Source organism: Rhizobium sp. SRI_017 (assembly GCF_057586295.1).
In genome coordinates, this window is the sequence record NZ_JBYCZP010000004.1 from 338,979 (window position 1) to 354,749 (window position 15,771).

A 15,771-nucleotide genomic window follows, 5' to 3' on the forward strand; every position below is an offset into this window, starting at 1 on the left:
CAAAGGCCGGTGGAGCGATCCATCGGCCTTTTGTATTTCAAGCCGCCGAAATCCGGCACTGGTAGCAATTGTTGCGCGCCGACCGGACATGGACATAGGCGATCTCGTCGCGGGCGAGGAGGTCCGCGGCATAGGTGCGAACGTCTTCCTTGAGCGTCACGGCGCCGGTGCCGTAGACGATGCGGTGATCATGGCTGTAACCGCGCAGGATATAGTCGCGGCTGGTTTCCAGCACGGGCGGCTGGATTTCCTCGGCTTCGTAGCGGCGGCAGGGTCTGCCATGGAGGAAGACCGGACCCGTCTCGGCATAGGGCTGAAGATCGGGGAAGGGGCGGTAGGCCAGCACGAGAACGGTTTCGCCCGCGTCGATATTGCCGAGGCAGTGGCGGCAGGGATGACCGGGGCCGTCGGAAGTGCGGGTCTCGGCGGGGAAACCATAGGCATCCTTGCCGCCATTCCAGAGCGCTTCGGCATCGGCGGTGGGCATGGCTTCGAAACGGATGGTCATGGCGTGTCTCCCGATTGGATGATGCGCCTTGTCTGGTCCGATGCGGGGCTTCGATCCACCCGATTCATGGGTGGTCAGGGAATGCGGAAAACCTTCGGGTCTTTGCGCGAAAGCTGAACCTTGATGCGGCTGCCGATATCGATGGGCTTGCCGGCATCGTCGAATTCGCGGACGATCGAGGCCGAATGCGCGCTCTGGTCGGCCGGTGAGTGATAGGTGAAGGTGACGAAGGTCTGCGTCTTGACCTCGATATCAGGCTTGCCCGCCATCTTCTCCCTCAGTCGGTCGCACTGGTCGATATGGAGCGGGACCGCGTGATCGGTCGCGAAGGCGGCGCAGAGAGACTGGACGGCTGTCACTTCGACCGTGGTCGTCTCGTAGACCCACCAGTTGCGCAGTGGGTCCCACAAGAAAAGATAAACGACCGCCGCGATCACCAGCGCATATTGCCAGGCACCCCTGCGCGTGAGGCGTTCCAGAGCGCGGTTCTTCTCTGCCATGCCCTCGGTCAGCCCCTGAAGACTTTGAGGATCTCGTCATCGCTCAGCGGCCGGACGAGCGCATCGGCGGTGGAGACCGGCGAGAAGCCGAACATCTGGTAGAGCTGCAGCGCGCGGGGATGATCGAGCGTGTTGGTGGTGACCACGACCTTCTGCGGCTCGTGCGCCCAGGCGGCATAGAGCGCCTGCAGCAGGAACCATTTGCCGACGCCGAGGCCGAGCGCATGTTCCATCAGGCCGAAATGACAGAACTCGACCTCTTCCTCATGGCGGAAGAACTCGTGGAAACCGGCAGGCGCTCCATTGACATAGAGCACGGCGATCTCGGTCCGCCGGTCGTGCAGGATCGCGCGCAGCTTGTCGTCGGACATTCTGAGTCGATCGACCCAGTGCCAGCGGCGGCCCACCTGGTCGTAGAGATAGCGATAGTACGAGAGCGGGATTTCCGGCACGCGCATCACGGCAGTCGCGATATTGACCGGCAATGTCAGGCTCTGGCGTGGCGGTGAAGTCATCTCCAGCCGCGTGATATGCGCCTTGAGCGCCCGCGGCTTCTTGCTAGCAGTCGACATTAACGATCAATCCTTGCCTGACACAACGGGGGTGTCGCTTCTGCCGCCCCATTCGGTCCATGAGCCATCATAGAGCGTGTTGTCTGTATGGCCAAGGGAGGCGAGGGAAAGGGTGATGATTGCCGCCGTGATGCCCGAGCCGCAGGAGGTGACGACGGGCCTGGAGAGATCGATGCCGGCTTCTTCGATCGTCTTGCGGAGATCGGGCAGCGACTTGAAGCGGCCGTTTTCGGAGAGCGTCGTCGCGGGCAAGCTTTTTGCGCCCGGCATATGACCCGAGCGGACACCGGCGCGCGGTTCGGGCTCGGTGCCCAGGAAACGGCCGGGGCCGCGGGCGTCGGCGATCTGGACCTTGCCCTCGGCGACAAGGGATTTCATGGCATCGAGTGTTGTGACCCTGGAGGAGTCGAGCCGGGCATTGAAGACGGCTGGTGCCGGTTCGGAGAGCTCGGAGGTCAAGGGACGGCCGTCGCGCTTCCAGCCGTCCAGGCCGCCGTCGAGGACATAGACTTTGTCAGCGCCGAACAGACGGAAGAGCCACCACCCGCGGGGCGCCGCGAAGAATCCGGGACCGTCGTAGACGACTATGGTGTCCTTCTCCGAAATGCCGAACCTGCCGGCCGCGTCGGCGAAGACCTCGGCCGAGGGGATCGTATGGGGCAGCCCGCTCGAATGATCGGCGATCACGTCCTGGTCGAAGAAGATGGCGCCCGGAATGTGGCCCGCGGCATATTCCTCGGCGGCATTGCGGTTCTGCGCCGGCAGGTACCAGGAGGCATCGACCACGCGGAATCCGGGCGCGCCGAGGTTCTTCTCCACCCAGTCGGCGGAAACGACGAAACGGCTTGTGTCCTCAGACATGTGTCTCCTCCAGGTGACGTTAGGGAAGGTTAGGCTTCAGGCTTGCCAAACTTTATCCGGAAGCGCCTGTTTTCCTTACCTTTCTTCTCGATCTTAGCAATATGGATGGCGCCGACCTCCTGCGTCTCGGAAACATGCGTACCACCGCAGGGCTGGCTGTCCACGGACGCATTCTCGCCGATGCAGACAAGACTGACGCGGCCCATCCCGGCCGGTGGACGAACATTCTTGGACTTCACAATGCCCGGATTGGCCGCGAGGTCCGCATCGGTGATCCACTGCACATAGACGGGGTGATTGGCGTTGACGATCTCCATCATCCTGGCCGTGACCGCGTCCTTGTCGATCGTTTCGGCCATGTCGAAATCGACGCGGCTCTCGTCCTCGCCGACGGCGGCACCGGTAATCGGAAACTGACAGACGACGGAGAGGATGTGGCAGGCCGTATGCATCCGCATCAGCTTGTAGCGCCTCGCCCAATCGACATGCAGCACCAGCTTTTCGCCGACTTCGGGTAACGGCTGTCCTTCGAGCGGCGTGTGCAGGACGACGCTCTTGTCCTCGCCATTGACGGTGATGCCGAGTTCTATCTTCGAGCCGTCGGCGCGCTCGAGGAAGCCGGTATCGCCGGGCTGGCCGCCCGACGTGGCATAGAAGCATGTCTGGTCGAGTTCGATCGCGCCATCCGCTCGCACCGCTGTGACGATGCCTTCCGCCGTCGAGAGGTAGAAGTCGTCACGGTAGAGCGGCAATGTCGGCATGGCGTCAGACTGGCTCGTAAGGTGGGGTGATCGAGGACTTGGCAGCCATCCATGCGGGGATCGGCAGGCCCTTGGAGGCGAGGAATTCCGGATTGAACAACTTGGACTGGTAGCGATTGCCGTAGTCGCAGAGCACGGTGACGATGGTATGGCCCGGCCCGAGATCCTTTGCAAGGCGGATGGCGCCGGCAATATTTATGCCCGAGGAGCCACCGAGACACATGCCTTCCTCTTCGATCAGATCGAAGACCAGTTGGACGGCCTCGGAATCCGGAATGCGGTAGGAATAGTCCGGCTTGAACCCTTCAAGATTGGCGGTAATGCGGCCCTGGCCGATGCCCTCTGTTATCGAGGAGCCGGGCGCCTTGAATTCGCCCGTCGTGTAGTATTCGTGCAGCGCTGCGCCCTCCGGGTCGGCGAGGCCGATCTTGATATCGGCATTGAAGCCCTTGAGGCCCGCTGCGACGCCGGCCAGCGTGCCGCCGGAGCCAACAGCGCAGATGAAGCCGTCAATCTCGCCATTGGTATCCGACCAGATTTCGGGCGCCGTGGTTTCGATATGGGCCTGGCGGTTGATGACATTGTCGAACTGGTTGGCCCAGACAGCGCCGTTCGGCTCGGTTTTGGCGAGCTCGTCGGCGAGACGGCCCGAGAGCTTCACGTAGTTGTTGGGATTCTTGTAAGGGACGGCCGGGACTTCGACGAGTTCGGCGCCGAGCAGTCGCAGCGCGTCCTTCTTCTCCTGGCTCTGGGTCTCGGGAATGACGATGACCGTGCGATAGCCGAGCGCCTTGGCGACCATGGCCAATCCGATGCCGGTATTGCCGGCCGTGCCCTCGACAATGACGCCACCGGGCTTCAGCACGCCGCGCTTTTCCGCATCGCGGATGATGTAGAGCGCGGCGCGGTCCTTCACCGACTGGCCGGGATTGAGGAATTCCGCCTTGCCATAGATCGTGCAGCCGGTCAGTTCGGATGCTTTTCTCAGCTTGATGAGCGGTGTGTTGCCAATGGCTTCAAGGACGTTGTCATACGCCGACATGGGGAGCAATCCGTTGTGTGTGAAGCGAAAATATGTGTCGGCTATTTCATGGGCAAGGGTGGTGGCGCAAGAAATATGTTGTCGTCACACGAGCAGGAGGGGGAAAAAGCGTTCAAGACTCGGAAGCGCCGCGTTCGCGCCCAATGGCCAGGCATGGCGGCAAGTGGCATCCTGTCGCCGGACCCATCTTGATCCCGAGGTGTCAGCCACGATGAATTGATCACGCCAAGATCGTCAACCGGTGGCTCTGCAGGCTGATGCTTTCATAAGGCTTGCCTAATTTTTGTAGGAGATCGTTCGGCGCTGCGTTAGAATGGCGCGGTCAGTTGTATACTGGGCAGAATGCCCTGAATTTGTTGGTGTCTCGATGAAACAGAGACTCGCCGCAGTCCTGGCGGCCGATATGGCGGGTTACAGCCGGCTCATGGAAGCCGACGAAGCGGGTACGCTTGCCCGTCTGAGGGCCCATCGCATAGAGCTGATCGACCCCGCGGTCGCCAAGAACGATGGTCGGATCATCAAGACGACCGGCGATGGCATGCTGGTCGAATTCCAAAGTGTCAGCGACGCCGTCCGATGCGCTGTCGAGATCCAGCAGCGCATGAAGCGACGCAATTCCGACGTTGCTCAGGATCGGCGGATCGAATTCAGGATTGGCATAAATGTTGGCGATATCATCTTCGATGACAACGACATTTTCGGTGATGGCGTCAACATCGCGGCCCGTGTCGAACAACTTGCCGATGTCGGCGGCATCTGCATCACTGCCGCCGTCGCCACGCAGATCGCCGACCGGCTCGAGGTTTCGATAGAGGATCTCGGAGAGAAGTCGCTGAAGAATATCAGCCGTCCCGTGCATCTCTATCGCATCGGCATCGACGACGCCGCCCTACCGCCGCTGCCGAAAGAAGCGAACGACAGCCGGCGGAGCATGTCCAAGCCGTCGATCGTGGTGCTTCCGTTCGACAATATGAGCGGCGACCCCGAGCAGGAATTCTTCGTCGACGGCTTGACCGAGGACATTATCACCGAACTTTCGCGTCGCCACGAGCTTTTCGTGATCTCGCGGAATTCCAGCTTCGTCTACAAGGATCACTCGATCAATGTCCGGGAAGTGGCTGAGAAGCTCGGCGTCCAGTACCTCGTCGAAGGCAGCGTGCGGAAAAGCGGCGACAGGATCCGCGTCACCGTCCAGCTTATCGATGCGACCAACGATACGCATATCTGGGCGAACAAATACGACCGGAAGTTCGATGATGTCTTTGCAATTCAGGATGAGGTGACGGCGTCGATCGTGGCGACGCTTCCCGGGCGCGTCGAGGCGGCCCAGCGCGACCAACTCACCCGGATGAAGCCCTCGAACATGGCGGCCTATGAATGTGCCCTGACCGCGAAGGTTCTGCATCACCGGAGCAGCGCGGCGGACAATATGCAGGCCCAGACGCTCATCGGCAGGGCCATCGCGCTCGATCCTGGTTACGCCCACGCCCATGCCTGGCGCGCCTGCATTCTCGGTCAGGCCTGGGTGCATGGCTGGTGCGAAGACAAGGATGCCGCCTGGATCCAGGTTTCAAGTGAACTGGAGCAGGCGCTGGCGCTCGATGACAACGATGCCGACGTGCACCGCATCCTCGCCGCCGTGATGGTGAACAACAATCAGTTGACCGAGGCACAGTATCATCAGGAGCGGGCGCTCTCACTCAACCCGAATTACGACCTCGTCGTGGTGCAGCAGGGTGAACTGCTGACCTGGCTCGGAAGGCCCGAAGAGGGCGTCGAGTGGATCAGCAAGGCCATGCGTCTCAATCCGCATCACCCAGAACGCTTCTGGAGCCATCTGGGGAAAGCCTATTTCGCCGCGCGGCAATACGACGAGGCCATCAAGGCCTTCAGGCATCTTTCGGCGCTGGATGATGTCCAAAACGCTTTCGTCGCGGCCTGCCACGGCTGGCTCGGCGACCGTGCCGCCGGTGTCGCACATATGAAGAAGGTTCGAACGCTCGCGCCCGCATTCGACATCGACGCCTTTCTCGCGACGCTGCACTATGTCCGCGAGGCAGACGTGCAGCACATCCGCGAAGGACTTTTGCGGGCGGAAGCGCCCGGTCCGGCGCCGGCGGAAAGCAGTATCGCCGCAAAATAGATGCCGGCACTGCGCCCGCTGGGCCCGGTTCCTCATGATCGGCAAGCTGACCGGCACACGACGGCACAGGTTCGTTTCTGAATCAGAAGGGCGTGTTGCCGGTGGCTTGCACGAAATCGCCTGAACTCCGGCACCCTCATACTTGTCCCCAACCCCCAATCATGCCAAATGGCGGCAATGACCCAAGCTCGTCCGCTCGACCATCTCGTCATCCCCGTGACCGATCTCAAGACGGCGCGCGCGCGGCTGACGCGGCTCGGCTTCACGGTGGCAGCGGATGCGCGGCATCCCTTCGGCACCGAAAATGCCTGCATCTTCCTGGCCGACAAGACCTATCTCGAGCCGCTCGCGGTCGGGAGTCGTGACGATGTCGAAACGGCGGTGCGGCGGGGAAATCAGTTCGTCGCCCGCGACTGGGCCTTCCGGTTCCGCAATGGCGATGAAGGTCTGTCGGCGATCGTGATGGGGACGCCGGATGCGGATGCCGACTATGCTGCGTTCTGTGCGGCGGGACTTTCGGCCGGTGACCAGCTCAGCTTTTCGCGGGTGATGAAATTTCCCGACGGAACCGAGATCGAGCCATCGTTCAAACTGTCCTTTGCCGCCGATCTGCGCGCGCCGGACTTCTTCGCATTCACTTGCGAGCGGGTGAACATGCCGCCGGCAGATCGTTCGGCGCTGGAACGGCATGAAAATGGCGTGACGGGCATCGCGAAGGTCGTCCTTTCGGAGAGCGAACCTGCTGCCTTTGCCGGCTATCTCCGGGCGGTGACCAGTGGTGAGGTTGCCGGCGAAGGCAAAGGACGGCTCGGCCTCTCGACGGCCAACGTCGCGCTCGAGGTCATCGATCCCGCAACCCTTCAGAATGACTACGGCGTCCCGCGCTCGTCCGAGCGCGGACTGCGCGGCGAGGCTATCGTCTTCAGGGTGCACGACCTTGCCGTGACGGAACGCCTGCTCGTCGCCAACGGCGTCAGGCACTTGAGATCGGCCGGCATGGTCCTCGTGCCGCGCGAGCCCGGGCAGGGCACACTTTTCGCATTTTCGGAGTGAGAACGATGTCGAAGACCAATGCAGTCGTCACGGTGGGCGAGGGTCCCCGGCAGGTGAATTTTTCGAATTCCGGCAAGCTGACCATGATAGCCGGCCCCTGCCAGATGGAGACCCGCGAACACAGCTTCATGATGGCGGGCAAGCTCGTCGAGATCTGCGACAAGCTCGGGCTCGGCCTGGTCTACAAGTCGTCTTTCGACAAGGCGAACCGGACGTCGCTCTCGGGAAAGCGCGGCATCGGGCTTGAAAAGTCGCTCGAAGTCTTCGCCGACCTCAAGAAGGAATTCGGCTTTCCGGTCCTGACCGACATCCACACCGAGGAGCAGTGCGCCGAGGTTGCCCCGGTCGTCGACATCCTGCAGATCCCGGCCTTCCTGTCGCGCCAGACCGACCTGCTGGTGGCTGCGGCGAAGACCGGCCGTGTCGTCAATGTCAAGAAAGGTCAGTTTCTCGCACCCTGGGACATGAAGAACGTTCTGGCCAAGCTCAATGACAGCGGCAATCCGAACATTCTGCTCTGTGAACGCGGTGCCTCCTTCGGCTACAACACGCTGGTCTCCGACATGCGTTCGCTGCCGATCATGGCGGCGATGGGTGCGCCTGTCATCTTCGATGCGACCCATTCGGTGCAGCAGCCGGGCGGGCAGGGCGCCTCGACCGGCGGTGACCGGACCATGGTGCCGGTGCTGGCGCGGGCAGCCGTTGCGGTCGGCGTCGCCGGCGTCTTCATGGAGACGCATCAGGATCCTGATAATGCGCCGTCCGATGGGCCGAACATGGTTCGACTCGAGGACATGCCACGGCTGCTCGAAAGGTTGCTGGCGCTCGATTCTATCGCCAAGGCGGCGTGATAGTCTGTACGCTTCAGGCGGCGCGCGTGATCGCGCCGCTCGAACGGGTGGCGGTCACCGTGAACCGCGAGACAATCTCCTCCAGCGCCTGAACCTGTTCGTTCAGACCCTTACAGGCCGAGTTCGTTTCCGCTGCCATGGCGGAATCGCGCTGGATCACCTCGTCCATCGCATGGACAGAGCTGTTGATCTCACCGATCGCCGAAGACTGCTCGCTGGATGAGGTGACGACCGCGTCGATCAGCTCGCCGACACGCTGGACTTTGGCCTCGATGTCGGTCAGCGCATCACCGGTGCGGTTGACGAGCGAGACGCCGGCGCCGACCTGTTCCGAGGACGCCGAAATCAGTGCCTTGATCTCCTTGGCGGCTTTGGCCGAGCGGGAGGCGAGTTCGCGCACTTCCTGGGCTACGACGGCAAAGCCCTTGCCGGCCTCGCCGGCGCGTGCCGCCTCGACGCCGGCGTTGAGCGCGAGCAGGTTGGTCTGGAAGGCGATCTCGTCGATCACATTGATGATCGAGCCGATCTGGCCGGACGAGCCCTCGATCCGCTGCATGGCACCGATCGCATCGCGCATCAGGCCGGCGCATTGCGCGGCGGCGCGGCTGGTCTCGGACATCATGCGGCTTGCTTCGGCCGACTGGGATGAGGAGTTGCCGACGGCGGCGGTGATCTCGGTCAGTGCGGCCGAGGTTTCCTCGATCGTCGCAGCCTGCTGTTCGGTGCGCTGGGAAAGCGCGTCCATTGCCTCGGAAATGTCGGAGGACGAGTGGCGGAGCGTGCCGGTCGCGTCCGATACCGCGTCGATCGAGCGGGCGAGGGTATCGACGCTGGAGTTGAAGGTCGTGCGCAGCTGTTCGTAGGCTGAGGAAAAGTGGCTGTCGATCCGGAAGCCGAGATTGCCGCGCGAGAGCTCGTCCAGTGCCCGCGTGAGGGAGCCAATGACATCGCCGCGCTCGGCTTCCTCGGCAGCACGCTCGGAGGCCAGCCGGCGCTCTCTGATGACCTCGGCCTCCTTGGCTTCGACTTCGCGGCGTTGGCCTTCGCGGCGTTCAAGCGAATTGGTGCGGAAGACGACGACGGCCCGTGCCATCTGGCCGATCTCGTCGCTGCGCTCGGCATAGGGCACATCTTGCGAGAAATCGCCGTTGGCGAGGCCGCTCATATAGCGCTTCATGCCGTCGATCGGCAGCACGGCGCGGCGGCGGAAGAAGTAAAGGCCCGCCAGCAGCAGCAGGAAGGATGCGAGCGCCGCGGCGGCGGCCGCTGTCGTCCAGGTGCCAATTTCCGCGGCGGCGTTGCGTTCCTCGCCCTTGAGGAAGGCGTCTGAGTTCGCGACCAGCTTTTCGACCGCATCCTGGTGCTCGTGGAAAGCTGTTTTGAGCTTTACGATCGACTCAGTCGCAGCACCCGCCTTCTTGGTGTTGAGCGTCGGGATGACGTCATTTTCCATGACGCTCCAAAAGACGTCTCCCTTGGCGAGCACCGCGTTGTTGAGTTCGTCCTTGAGCGGCTGCGGCAGGCGGGTGGTCAGCCAGTAGGCGCGACGATCCTCGTAGGCTGCCTTCAGTGTCGCTATCTTTGCGAGATTGGCGTCGATCAGGTCTGGGAAGTCGTTGGCCTCATGCGACAGCATGTAGGATTCGACCACAAAGAGCGGCGGCGGCAGGATATCGGCGATCAGGTCCTTGCCGTAGACGATCTGCTCGTAGATCGGGCCGTTGACCTTGAGCCGCTCCAGCGCCGCATGCTGGAGTCCGAACGACGCGAACATGCCCACGGACACGGCGATGCCGACCGCGGCGAGATTTCTTGCAATGGTAAATTTCATCATTGACCCCCGGAGCGCGGCACCGCCGCATCCATCCACAATGAAGGGCTATCTCCGGCCAAAACGGCCGACCCTAATGAATTGTCATATTTTATCTTAATAGGCCTGTTCACGGGTAAGGATGCCCTTACTTCCTTGGCTGAAGCTTTCGATGCAACCTCCAAGGGAATTTCCGGCCCGCCATTGTAATTTTGCAAATCTCCGCTAATGGAGTCGCGAGTTTCACCACAACTTCGCCAATCCCAAAGGACACGTTCATGACCGCTATCATCGACATTCTGGGCCGGGAAATCCTCGACAGCCGCGGCAACCCCACGGTGGAAGTCGATGTGCTCCTGGAAGACGGCAGCCTTGGCCGTGCGGCTGTGCCGTCGGGCGCCTCCACGGGTGCGCACGAGGCGGTCGAACTGCGCGACGGCGGCAAGCGCTATCTCGGCAAGGGGGTCGAGAAGGCGGTCGAGGCCGTCAACGGCGAGATCTTCGAGGCGATCTCCGGAATGGAAGCCGAGAACCAGCGCGATATCGACGCCGCGATGATCGAGCTCGACGGCACCTCGAACAAGGGCCGCCTCGGCGCCAATGCCATTCTCGGCGTCTCTCTCGCCGTCGCCAAGGCTGCAGCACTGGCCTCAGGCCTGCAACTCTATCGCTATGTCGGCGGCGTCAATGCCCACACACTGCCGGTGCCGATGATGAACATCATCAATGGCGGCGCCCATGCCGACAATCCGATCGACTTCCAGGAATTCATGATTCTGCCCGTCGGCGCCGAGACGCTGCGCGATGCAGTCCGCATCGGTTCTGAAATCTTCCACACGCTGAAGAAGGAACTGCATGCCGGCGGCCACAACACCAATGTCGGCGATGAGGGTGGCTTCGCGCCGAATCTCGCCAGCGCGCCGGATGCGCTCGATTTCATCATGAAGTCGATCGAGAAGGCCGGCTACCGTCCGGGCGAGGACGTCTTCCTCGGCCTAGATTGCGCCTCGACGGAATTCTTCAAGGACGGCAAGTACAACATGGAAGGCGAGGGCAAGGTTCGCGAGCCGGGCGAGATGGCCCAATATCTCGCAGACCTCGCAGCCAGGTATCCGATCGCCTCGATCGAAGACGGCATGGCCGAGGACGATTGGGAAGGCTGGAAGACGCTGACCGATCTCTGCGGCAAGAAGGTCCAGCTCGTCGGCGACGACCTGTTCGTCACGCAGACCAAGCGTCTGACCGACGGCATCAAGATGGGTGTCGCCAACTCGATCCTCGTCAAGGTCAACCAGATCGGCTCGTTGACCGAGACGCTGGAAGCAGTCGAGACTGCGCACAAGGCCGGCTACACCGCCGTTATGTCGCACCGCTCCGGCGAGACCGAGGATTCGACCATCGCCGACCTCGCGGTCGCCACCAACTGCGGCCAGATCAAGACCGGCTCGCTGGCGCGCTCCGACCGTACCGCGAAGTACAACCAGCTGATCCGCATCGAGCAGGAGCTCGGCTCGGCTGCCCGCTACAACGGCCGCGCCATCCTCAAGGCTTGATCAGAACGACAAGTACTGAAAAGGGGCCGTGCGTTCGTCGCGCGGCCCTTCTCCATTCTGTAGTCGACATCGTCGCCGGGAATGTGCTCTGATCCGGCTATTGGGCGGGAGGCCAGGACGATGTCGGAAGCTGCAGTCGAAGCGATCGCCGAGGAAGCCTTTGCTCTTCTCGGCACGGGCCGGCAGACGACTCCGTTCTCATCCCGCGGTGATGGCCTCAGTCTCGACGATGCCTATCGCGTATTGCGGCGGGTTCGCCGCCTGCGTGAGGGCCGCGGCGAACGGCCAATCGGACGCAAGATCGGCTTTACCAACCGGACGATCTGGGAGGAATACCAAGTGTTTGCCCCGATCTGGGGCCCGATGTACGACGGCACGTTGTTTGAACTCTCCGACCTGGCAGACGGCTTTTCAGTCGCGCATTTGGCGGAGCCTCGAATCGAGCCCGAGCTTGCGTTCCACTTCATGGCTGCGCCGAAGCCGGGCATGACCGAGCGCGAGCTTCTCGACTGCATCGACTGGGTCGCGCATGGCTTCGAGCTCGTACAGTCGATATTCCCGAAGTGGAAGTTCACTGCCGCGGACACGGTTGCCGCCTATGCGCTGCATGGCGCCTATCTCATCGGCCCGCGCCATGAGGTGCTGGAGCAGAGGGATGCGTGGTTTCGCGCAATTGGTGATTTCGAGGTCGAACTCTACCGTAATGGCGAGCTAGCATCGCGCGGGCATTCGAGCGATGTGCTCGATGGACCGCTATCCGCGCTCAAGCATCTCAATGACCTCCTCAAGGTCGATACCGATGGCCCGCCGATCGCCGCCGGCGAGATCATCACGACCGGGACGCTGACGGCCGCAATGCCGATTGGGGCAGGGGATACCTGGTCGACAATCGTTAAGGGAATCGACCTAAATGGCATCTCCGTCACGATGAAATGATGGCGCTGCACGCATTTTGCTGGCTACCGCGACTCGATTTCCATCGGACTCCAAAGAGTCAATTACTGGTTAAGCATTTTGATTCATTGTGATTCCGTCAGTATCGGTATTGCGTACAAGGCCTAGCATGTGGACCAAGCAGCATAAGAAGCGCCATCTCGGACGTCTAGTGACCCCGGTCCTGGCGGCGTGTTTCCTTTCCTATTTCGGCTATCACGTCGTCAATGGCGACCTGGGTCTCGAAGCCGCCAAGGGCTTCGAACAGCGCCGACTCGAGCGCCTGGCCGAGCTTGAAGAGCTTGTGGAACAGCGCAAGGAGCTCGAGCGCGAAGTCGCGCTGATGAGCGACGGCTCGCTGGAAAAGGACATTCTCGACGAGAAGGCGCGCTATGCGCTGAACGTTTCGCGCGTCGATGAAATCGTCATTTTCAAATAAGCCTTTGAAATGGCTTGTGTGCGGCGCAATGCGGGTCATATTGCGTCGCAATGCAAATTAACTTAATTGAAGTTAATAGTCGATTTTTTATGACATTTCAGTGACTTAATTGGCATGCGTGCCATGCATTTATGGCATTGCTGCGGCTGGATTATTTCTCTATCCTCCCTTCAATTCCAGAGTTCCAGGGAGGACCGAATGGCACGCAAGGCCGCTACAGCGACGACCGCCCGCAAACCCGCAGCCGCAAAATCGACAGCGAAGAGCGAGATCAAGGCGCCTGCCATCGCCGAGTTCGCCAAGCAGGACGAGTTGACCGCTTACCGTGAGATGCTGCTGATCCGCCGCTTCGAGGAAAAGGCCGGCCAGCTCTATGGCATGGGCTTCATTGGCGGTTTCTGTCACCTTTACATCGGCCAGGAAGCCGTCGTCGTCGGCATGCGGATGGCGCTGAAGGACGGCGATCAGATGATCACCGGCTATCGCGATCACGGCCACATGCTGGCCATGGGCTTGAGCGCGCGCGGCGTGATGGCCGAGCTGACCGGACGCAAGGGCGGCCTTTCCAAGGGCAAGGGCGGCTCCATGCACATGTTCTCCAAGGAGAAGCATTTTTACGGCGGCCACGGCATCGTCGGCGCCCAGGTGTCGCTCGGCACCGGCCTCGGCTTCGCCAACCAGTACCGCAACAACGGTAATGTCTCCTGCGCCTTCTTCGGCGACGGCGCTGCCAACCAGGGCCAGGTCTATGAGAGCTTCAACATGGCCGCTCTCTGGAAGCTTCCCGTCATCTACGTCGTGGAAAACAATCGCTACGCCATGGGCACCTCGGTCAGCCGTGCATCGGCGCAGACGGATTTCTCCCATCGTGGCGCTTCCTTCAATATTCCGGGTATTCAGGTCGACGGCATGGATGTGCGCGCTGTCAAGGCAGCTACCGACGAGGCCGCCGAACATGCCCGCTCCGGCAAGGGCCCGATCATCATGGAAATGATGACCTATCGCTATCGCGGTCACTCCATGTCCGACCCGGCAAAATACCGTTCCAAGGACGAAGTGCAGAAGATGCGCTCCGAGCACGATCCGATTGAGCAGGTGCGCGCGCGGCTTCTCGAGAAGAAGTGGGCGAGCGAGGACGACCTCAAGGCGATCGACAAGGACGTGCGCGACATCGTCGCCGACGCCGCCGATTTCGCCCAGGCCGATCCGGAACCGGATGTGTCCGAGCTCTACACGGATATCCTGCTCGAGGCGTGAGCCATCCCCGGCCGGTGACCCACCGGCCGCATTCGCTTTCGGACCAATTCGCCGGCACTGACGATCTTTCCAGCGCCGCGCACAGAACCACAGGTGAGGAACATGCCGATCGATATTCTCATGCCAGCGCTGTCGCCGACCATGGAAGAGGGCACGCTCTCCAAGTGGTTGAAGAACGAAGGCGACACGGTAAAGTCCGGTGACGTGATCGCCGAAATCGAAACCGACAAGGCAACGATGGAAGTCGAAGCCGTCGATGAGGGCACGATCGGCAAGTTGCTGATCGCTGCCGGCACCGAGAACGTCAAGGTCAACACGCCGATCGCTGTGCTGCTGGGTGAGGGCGAGAGCGCTGGCGATATCGGTTCCGCCAAGGCGCCGGCAGCCAAGGCCGAAGCTGCCCCGGCTGCCGCCGAGGCGCCGGCGGCCCCCGCCGCTGCACCCGTGCCGGCCGCACCGAAGGCGCAGGTCGTTGCCGATCCCGCTATCCCTGCGGGCACCGAGATGGTGCCGACCACGGTCCGTGAAGCGCTGCGCGATGCCATGGCCGAAGAGATGCGCCGCGATCCCGACGTCTTCGTCATGGGCGAGGAAGTGGCGGAATATCAGGGCGCCTACAAGGTGACCCAGGGCCTGCTGCAGGAATTCGGCGCCAAGCGCGTGATCGACACGCCGATCACCGAGCACGGTTTTGCCGGCGTCGGCGTCGGTGCCGCGATGGCGGGCCTCAAGCCGATCGTCGAATTCATGACCTTCAACTTCGCCATGCAGGCGATCGACCAGATCATCAACTCGGCTGCCAAGACGCTCTACATGTCCGGTGGCCAGATGGGTGCACCGATGGTGTTCCGTGGTCCGAATGGCGCCGCCGCCCGCGTCGCCGCCCAGCACAGCCAGGACTACGGCGCCTGGTACAGCCACATTCCGGGCCTCAAGGTGGTGCAGCCCTATACGGCGGCAGACGCCAAGGGCCTGCTCAAGGCCGCGATCCGCGATCCCAACCCGGTGATCTTCCTCGAAAACGAAATCCTCTACGGCCAGACATTCGATGTGCCCAAGGGCGATTTCGTGCTGCCGATCGGCAAGGCGCGCATCCATCGCGCCGGCAAGGATGTCACGATGGTGTCCTGGGGCATCGGCATGACTTATTCGCTCAAGGCGATCGCGGAACTGGAAAAGCTCGGCATCGATGTCGAACTGATCGACCTGCGCACTCTGCGTCCGATGGATCTGCCGACGGTTATCGAATCGGTGAAGAAGACCGGCCGTCTCGTCACTGTCGAGGAGGGCTATCCGCAGTCATCGGTCGGTGACTTCATCGCCAACCGCGTCAGCCGCGAGGCTTTCGACTATCTCGACGCGCCCGTGATCACCATCGCCGGCAAGGATGTGCCGATGCCCTATGCGGCCAATCTCGAAAAGCTGGCTCTGCCGAATGTCGGCGAAGTCGTCGATGCCGTCAAAGCCGTCTGCTACAAATAACGGGGA

The 15,771-nt window shown here is 61.8% G+C and carries 15 protein-coding genes; 8 read left to right on the plus strand and 7 right to left on the minus strand.

From position 1 onward, the window contains the following. Window positions 1-37: 37 nt before the first annotated feature. The 6 genes from AC2YI2_RS11965 to AC2YI2_RS11990 form a co-directional block, all read right to left on the minus strand. On the minus strand, window positions 38-508 hold the full coding sequence (locus tag AC2YI2_RS11965) for a DUF1203 domain-containing protein (protein WP_487386693.1): 471 nt from the start codon (window positions 506-508) through the stop codon (window positions 38-40). Window positions 509-582: 74 nt separating this feature from the next. Next, window positions 583-1,008, minus strand: coding sequence for a hypothetical protein (locus AC2YI2_RS11970; protein ID WP_487386694.1), 426 nt, complete (start codon window positions 1,006-1,008; stop codon window positions 583-585). A gap of 8 nt (window positions 1,009-1,016) precedes the next feature. Further along, window positions 1,017-1,580, minus strand: a complete 564-nt coding sequence (locus AC2YI2_RS11975; RefSeq protein WP_487386695.1) for a GNAT family N-acetyltransferase — start codon at window positions 1,578-1,580, stop codon at window positions 1,017-1,019. Window positions 1,581-1,586: 6 nt separating this feature from the next. Further along, window positions 1,587-2,441 (minus strand): 3-mercaptopyruvate sulfurtransferase, encoded by an 855-nt coding sequence (sseA, locus tag AC2YI2_RS11980; RefSeq protein ID WP_487386696.1) that lies wholly within the window; start codon window positions 2,439-2,441, stop codon window positions 1,587-1,589. Between the two features lie 29 nt (window positions 2,442-2,470). Then, complete coding sequence (locus tag AC2YI2_RS11985; protein ID WP_487386697.1) at window positions 2,471-3,202, minus strand: alanyl-tRNA editing protein; 732 nt, start codon at window positions 3,200-3,202, stop codon at window positions 2,471-2,473. Between the two features lie 4 nt (window positions 3,203-3,206). Continuing rightward, on the minus strand, window positions 3,207-4,244 hold the full coding sequence (locus AC2YI2_RS11990; RefSeq protein ID WP_487386698.1) for a cysteine synthase A: 1,038 nt from the start codon (window positions 4,242-4,244) through the stop codon (window positions 3,207-3,209). A gap of 367 nt (window positions 4,245-4,611) precedes the next feature. On the opposite strand from AC2YI2_RS11990, the gene AC2YI2_RS11995 reads away from it, so the two are divergent. The 3 genes from AC2YI2_RS11995 to kdsA all read left to right on the plus strand — a co-directional run bounded on the left by AC2YI2_RS11995 (window position 4,612) and on the right by kdsA (window position 8,291). After that, window positions 4,612-6,387, plus strand: coding sequence for an adenylate/guanylate cyclase domain-containing protein (locus tag AC2YI2_RS11995; protein ID WP_487386699.1), 1,776 nt, complete (start codon window positions 4,612-4,614; stop codon window positions 6,385-6,387). 177 nt (window positions 6,388-6,564) lie between these two features. Further along, window positions 6,565-7,440 carry a VOC family protein gene (locus tag AC2YI2_RS12000; protein WP_487386700.1) on the plus strand — a complete coding sequence of 292 codons (876 nt, stop codon included), beginning with the start codon at window positions 6,565-6,567 and terminating at the stop codon, window positions 7,438-7,440. Window positions 7,441-7,445: 5 nt separating this feature from the next. Continuing rightward, complete coding sequence (gene kdsA / locus AC2YI2_RS12005; RefSeq protein ID WP_487386701.1) at window positions 7,446-8,291, plus strand: 3-deoxy-8-phosphooctulonate synthase; 846 nt, start codon at window positions 7,446-7,448, stop codon at window positions 8,289-8,291. Between the two features lie 13 nt (window positions 8,292-8,304). Here the strand turns inward: kdsA and AC2YI2_RS12010 are convergent, their stop codons facing one another. Then, window positions 8,305-10,122 carry a methyl-accepting chemotaxis protein gene (locus AC2YI2_RS12010; RefSeq protein WP_487386702.1) on the minus strand — a complete coding sequence of 606 codons (1,818 nt, stop codon included), beginning with the start codon at window positions 10,120-10,122 and terminating at the stop codon, window positions 8,305-8,307. 257 nt (window positions 10,123-10,379) lie between these two features. Between AC2YI2_RS12010 and eno the strand changes: the two genes are divergently transcribed. The 5 genes from eno to AC2YI2_RS12035 all read left to right on the plus strand — a co-directional run bounded on the left by eno (window position 10,380) and on the right by AC2YI2_RS12035 (window position 15,765). Continuing rightward, window positions 10,380-11,654 carry a phosphopyruvate hydratase gene (gene eno / locus AC2YI2_RS12015; protein ID WP_487386703.1) on the plus strand — a complete coding sequence of 425 codons (1,275 nt, stop codon included), beginning with the start codon at window positions 10,380-10,382 and terminating at the stop codon, window positions 11,652-11,654. A 120-nt stretch (window positions 11,655-11,774) separates the two neighbouring features. Then, window positions 11,775-12,590 (plus strand): 2-keto-4-pentenoate hydratase, encoded by an 816-nt coding sequence (locus AC2YI2_RS12020; protein WP_487386704.1) that lies wholly within the window; start codon window positions 11,775-11,777, stop codon window positions 12,588-12,590. A 127-nt stretch (window positions 12,591-12,717) separates the two neighbouring features. After that, complete coding sequence (locus tag AC2YI2_RS12025; protein WP_487386705.1) at window positions 12,718-13,026, plus strand: FtsB family cell division protein; 309 nt, start codon at window positions 12,718-12,720, stop codon at window positions 13,024-13,026. Between the two features lie 198 nt (window positions 13,027-13,224). After that, window positions 13,225-14,283, plus strand: coding sequence for a pyruvate dehydrogenase (acetyl-transferring) E1 component subunit alpha (gene pdhA, locus AC2YI2_RS12030; RefSeq protein ID WP_487386706.1), 1,059 nt, complete (start codon window positions 13,225-13,227; stop codon window positions 14,281-14,283). A gap of 102 nt (window positions 14,284-14,385) precedes the next feature. Continuing rightward, entirely contained in the window at window positions 14,386-15,765 is a 1,380-nt protein-coding gene (locus tag AC2YI2_RS12035; RefSeq protein WP_487386707.1) for a pyruvate dehydrogenase complex E1 component subunit beta, read from the plus strand. Window positions 15,766-15,771: the final 6 nt, after the last annotated feature.

Bases quoted from the DNA above. Each gene is read 5' to 3' on its own strand.
- AC2YI2_RS11990 (WP_487386698.1), bottom strand. From the start codon at position 4,244: ATGTCGGCGTATGACAACGTCCTTGAAGCCATTGGCAACACACCGCTC.
- AC2YI2_RS11965 (WP_487386693.1), bottom strand. From the start codon at position 508: ATGACCATCCGTTTCGAAGCCATGCCCACCGCCGATGCCGAAGCGCTC.
- AC2YI2_RS12035 (WP_487386707.1), top strand. From the start codon at position 14,386: ATGCCGATCGATATTCTCATGCCAGCGCTGTCGCCGACCATGGAAGAG.
- AC2YI2_RS11985 (WP_487386697.1), bottom strand. From the start codon at position 3,202: ATGCCGACATTGCCGCTCTACCGTGACGACTTCTACCTCTCGACGGCG.
- AC2YI2_RS11970 (WP_487386694.1), bottom strand. From the start codon at position 1,008: ATGGCAGAGAAGAACCGCGCTCTGGAACGCCTCACGCGCAGGGGTGCC.
- AC2YI2_RS11975 (WP_487386695.1), bottom strand. From the start codon at position 1,580: ATGTCGACTGCTAGCAAGAAGCCGCGGGCGCTCAAGGCGCATATCACG.
- pdhA (WP_487386706.1), top strand. From the start codon at position 13,225: ATGGCACGCAAGGCCGCTACAGCGACGACCGCCCGCAAACCCGCAGCC.
- AC2YI2_RS12010 (WP_487386702.1), bottom strand. From the start codon at position 10,122: ATGAAATTTACCATTGCAAGAAATCTCGCCGCGGTCGGCATCGCCGTG.
- AC2YI2_RS12025 (WP_487386705.1), top strand. From the start codon at position 12,718: ATGTGGACCAAGCAGCATAAGAAGCGCCATCTCGGACGTCTAGTGACC.
- AC2YI2_RS12000 (WP_487386700.1), top strand. From the start codon at position 6,565: ATGACCCAAGCTCGTCCGCTCGACCATCTCGTCATCCCCGTGACCGAT.
- sseA (WP_487386696.1), bottom strand. From the start codon at position 2,441: ATGTCTGAGGACACAAGCCGTTTCGTCGTTTCCGCCGACTGGGTGGAG.
- AC2YI2_RS12020 (WP_487386704.1), top strand. From the start codon at position 11,775: ATGTCGGAAGCTGCAGTCGAAGCGATCGCCGAGGAAGCCTTTGCTCTT.
- eno (WP_487386703.1), top strand. From the start codon at position 10,380: ATGACCGCTATCATCGACATTCTGGGCCGGGAAATCCTCGACAGCCGC.
- AC2YI2_RS11995 (WP_487386699.1), top strand. From the start codon at position 4,612: ATGAAACAGAGACTCGCCGCAGTCCTGGCGGCCGATATGGCGGGTTAC.
- kdsA (WP_487386701.1), top strand. From the start codon at position 7,446: ATGTCGAAGACCAATGCAGTCGTCACGGTGGGCGAGGGTCCCCGGCAG.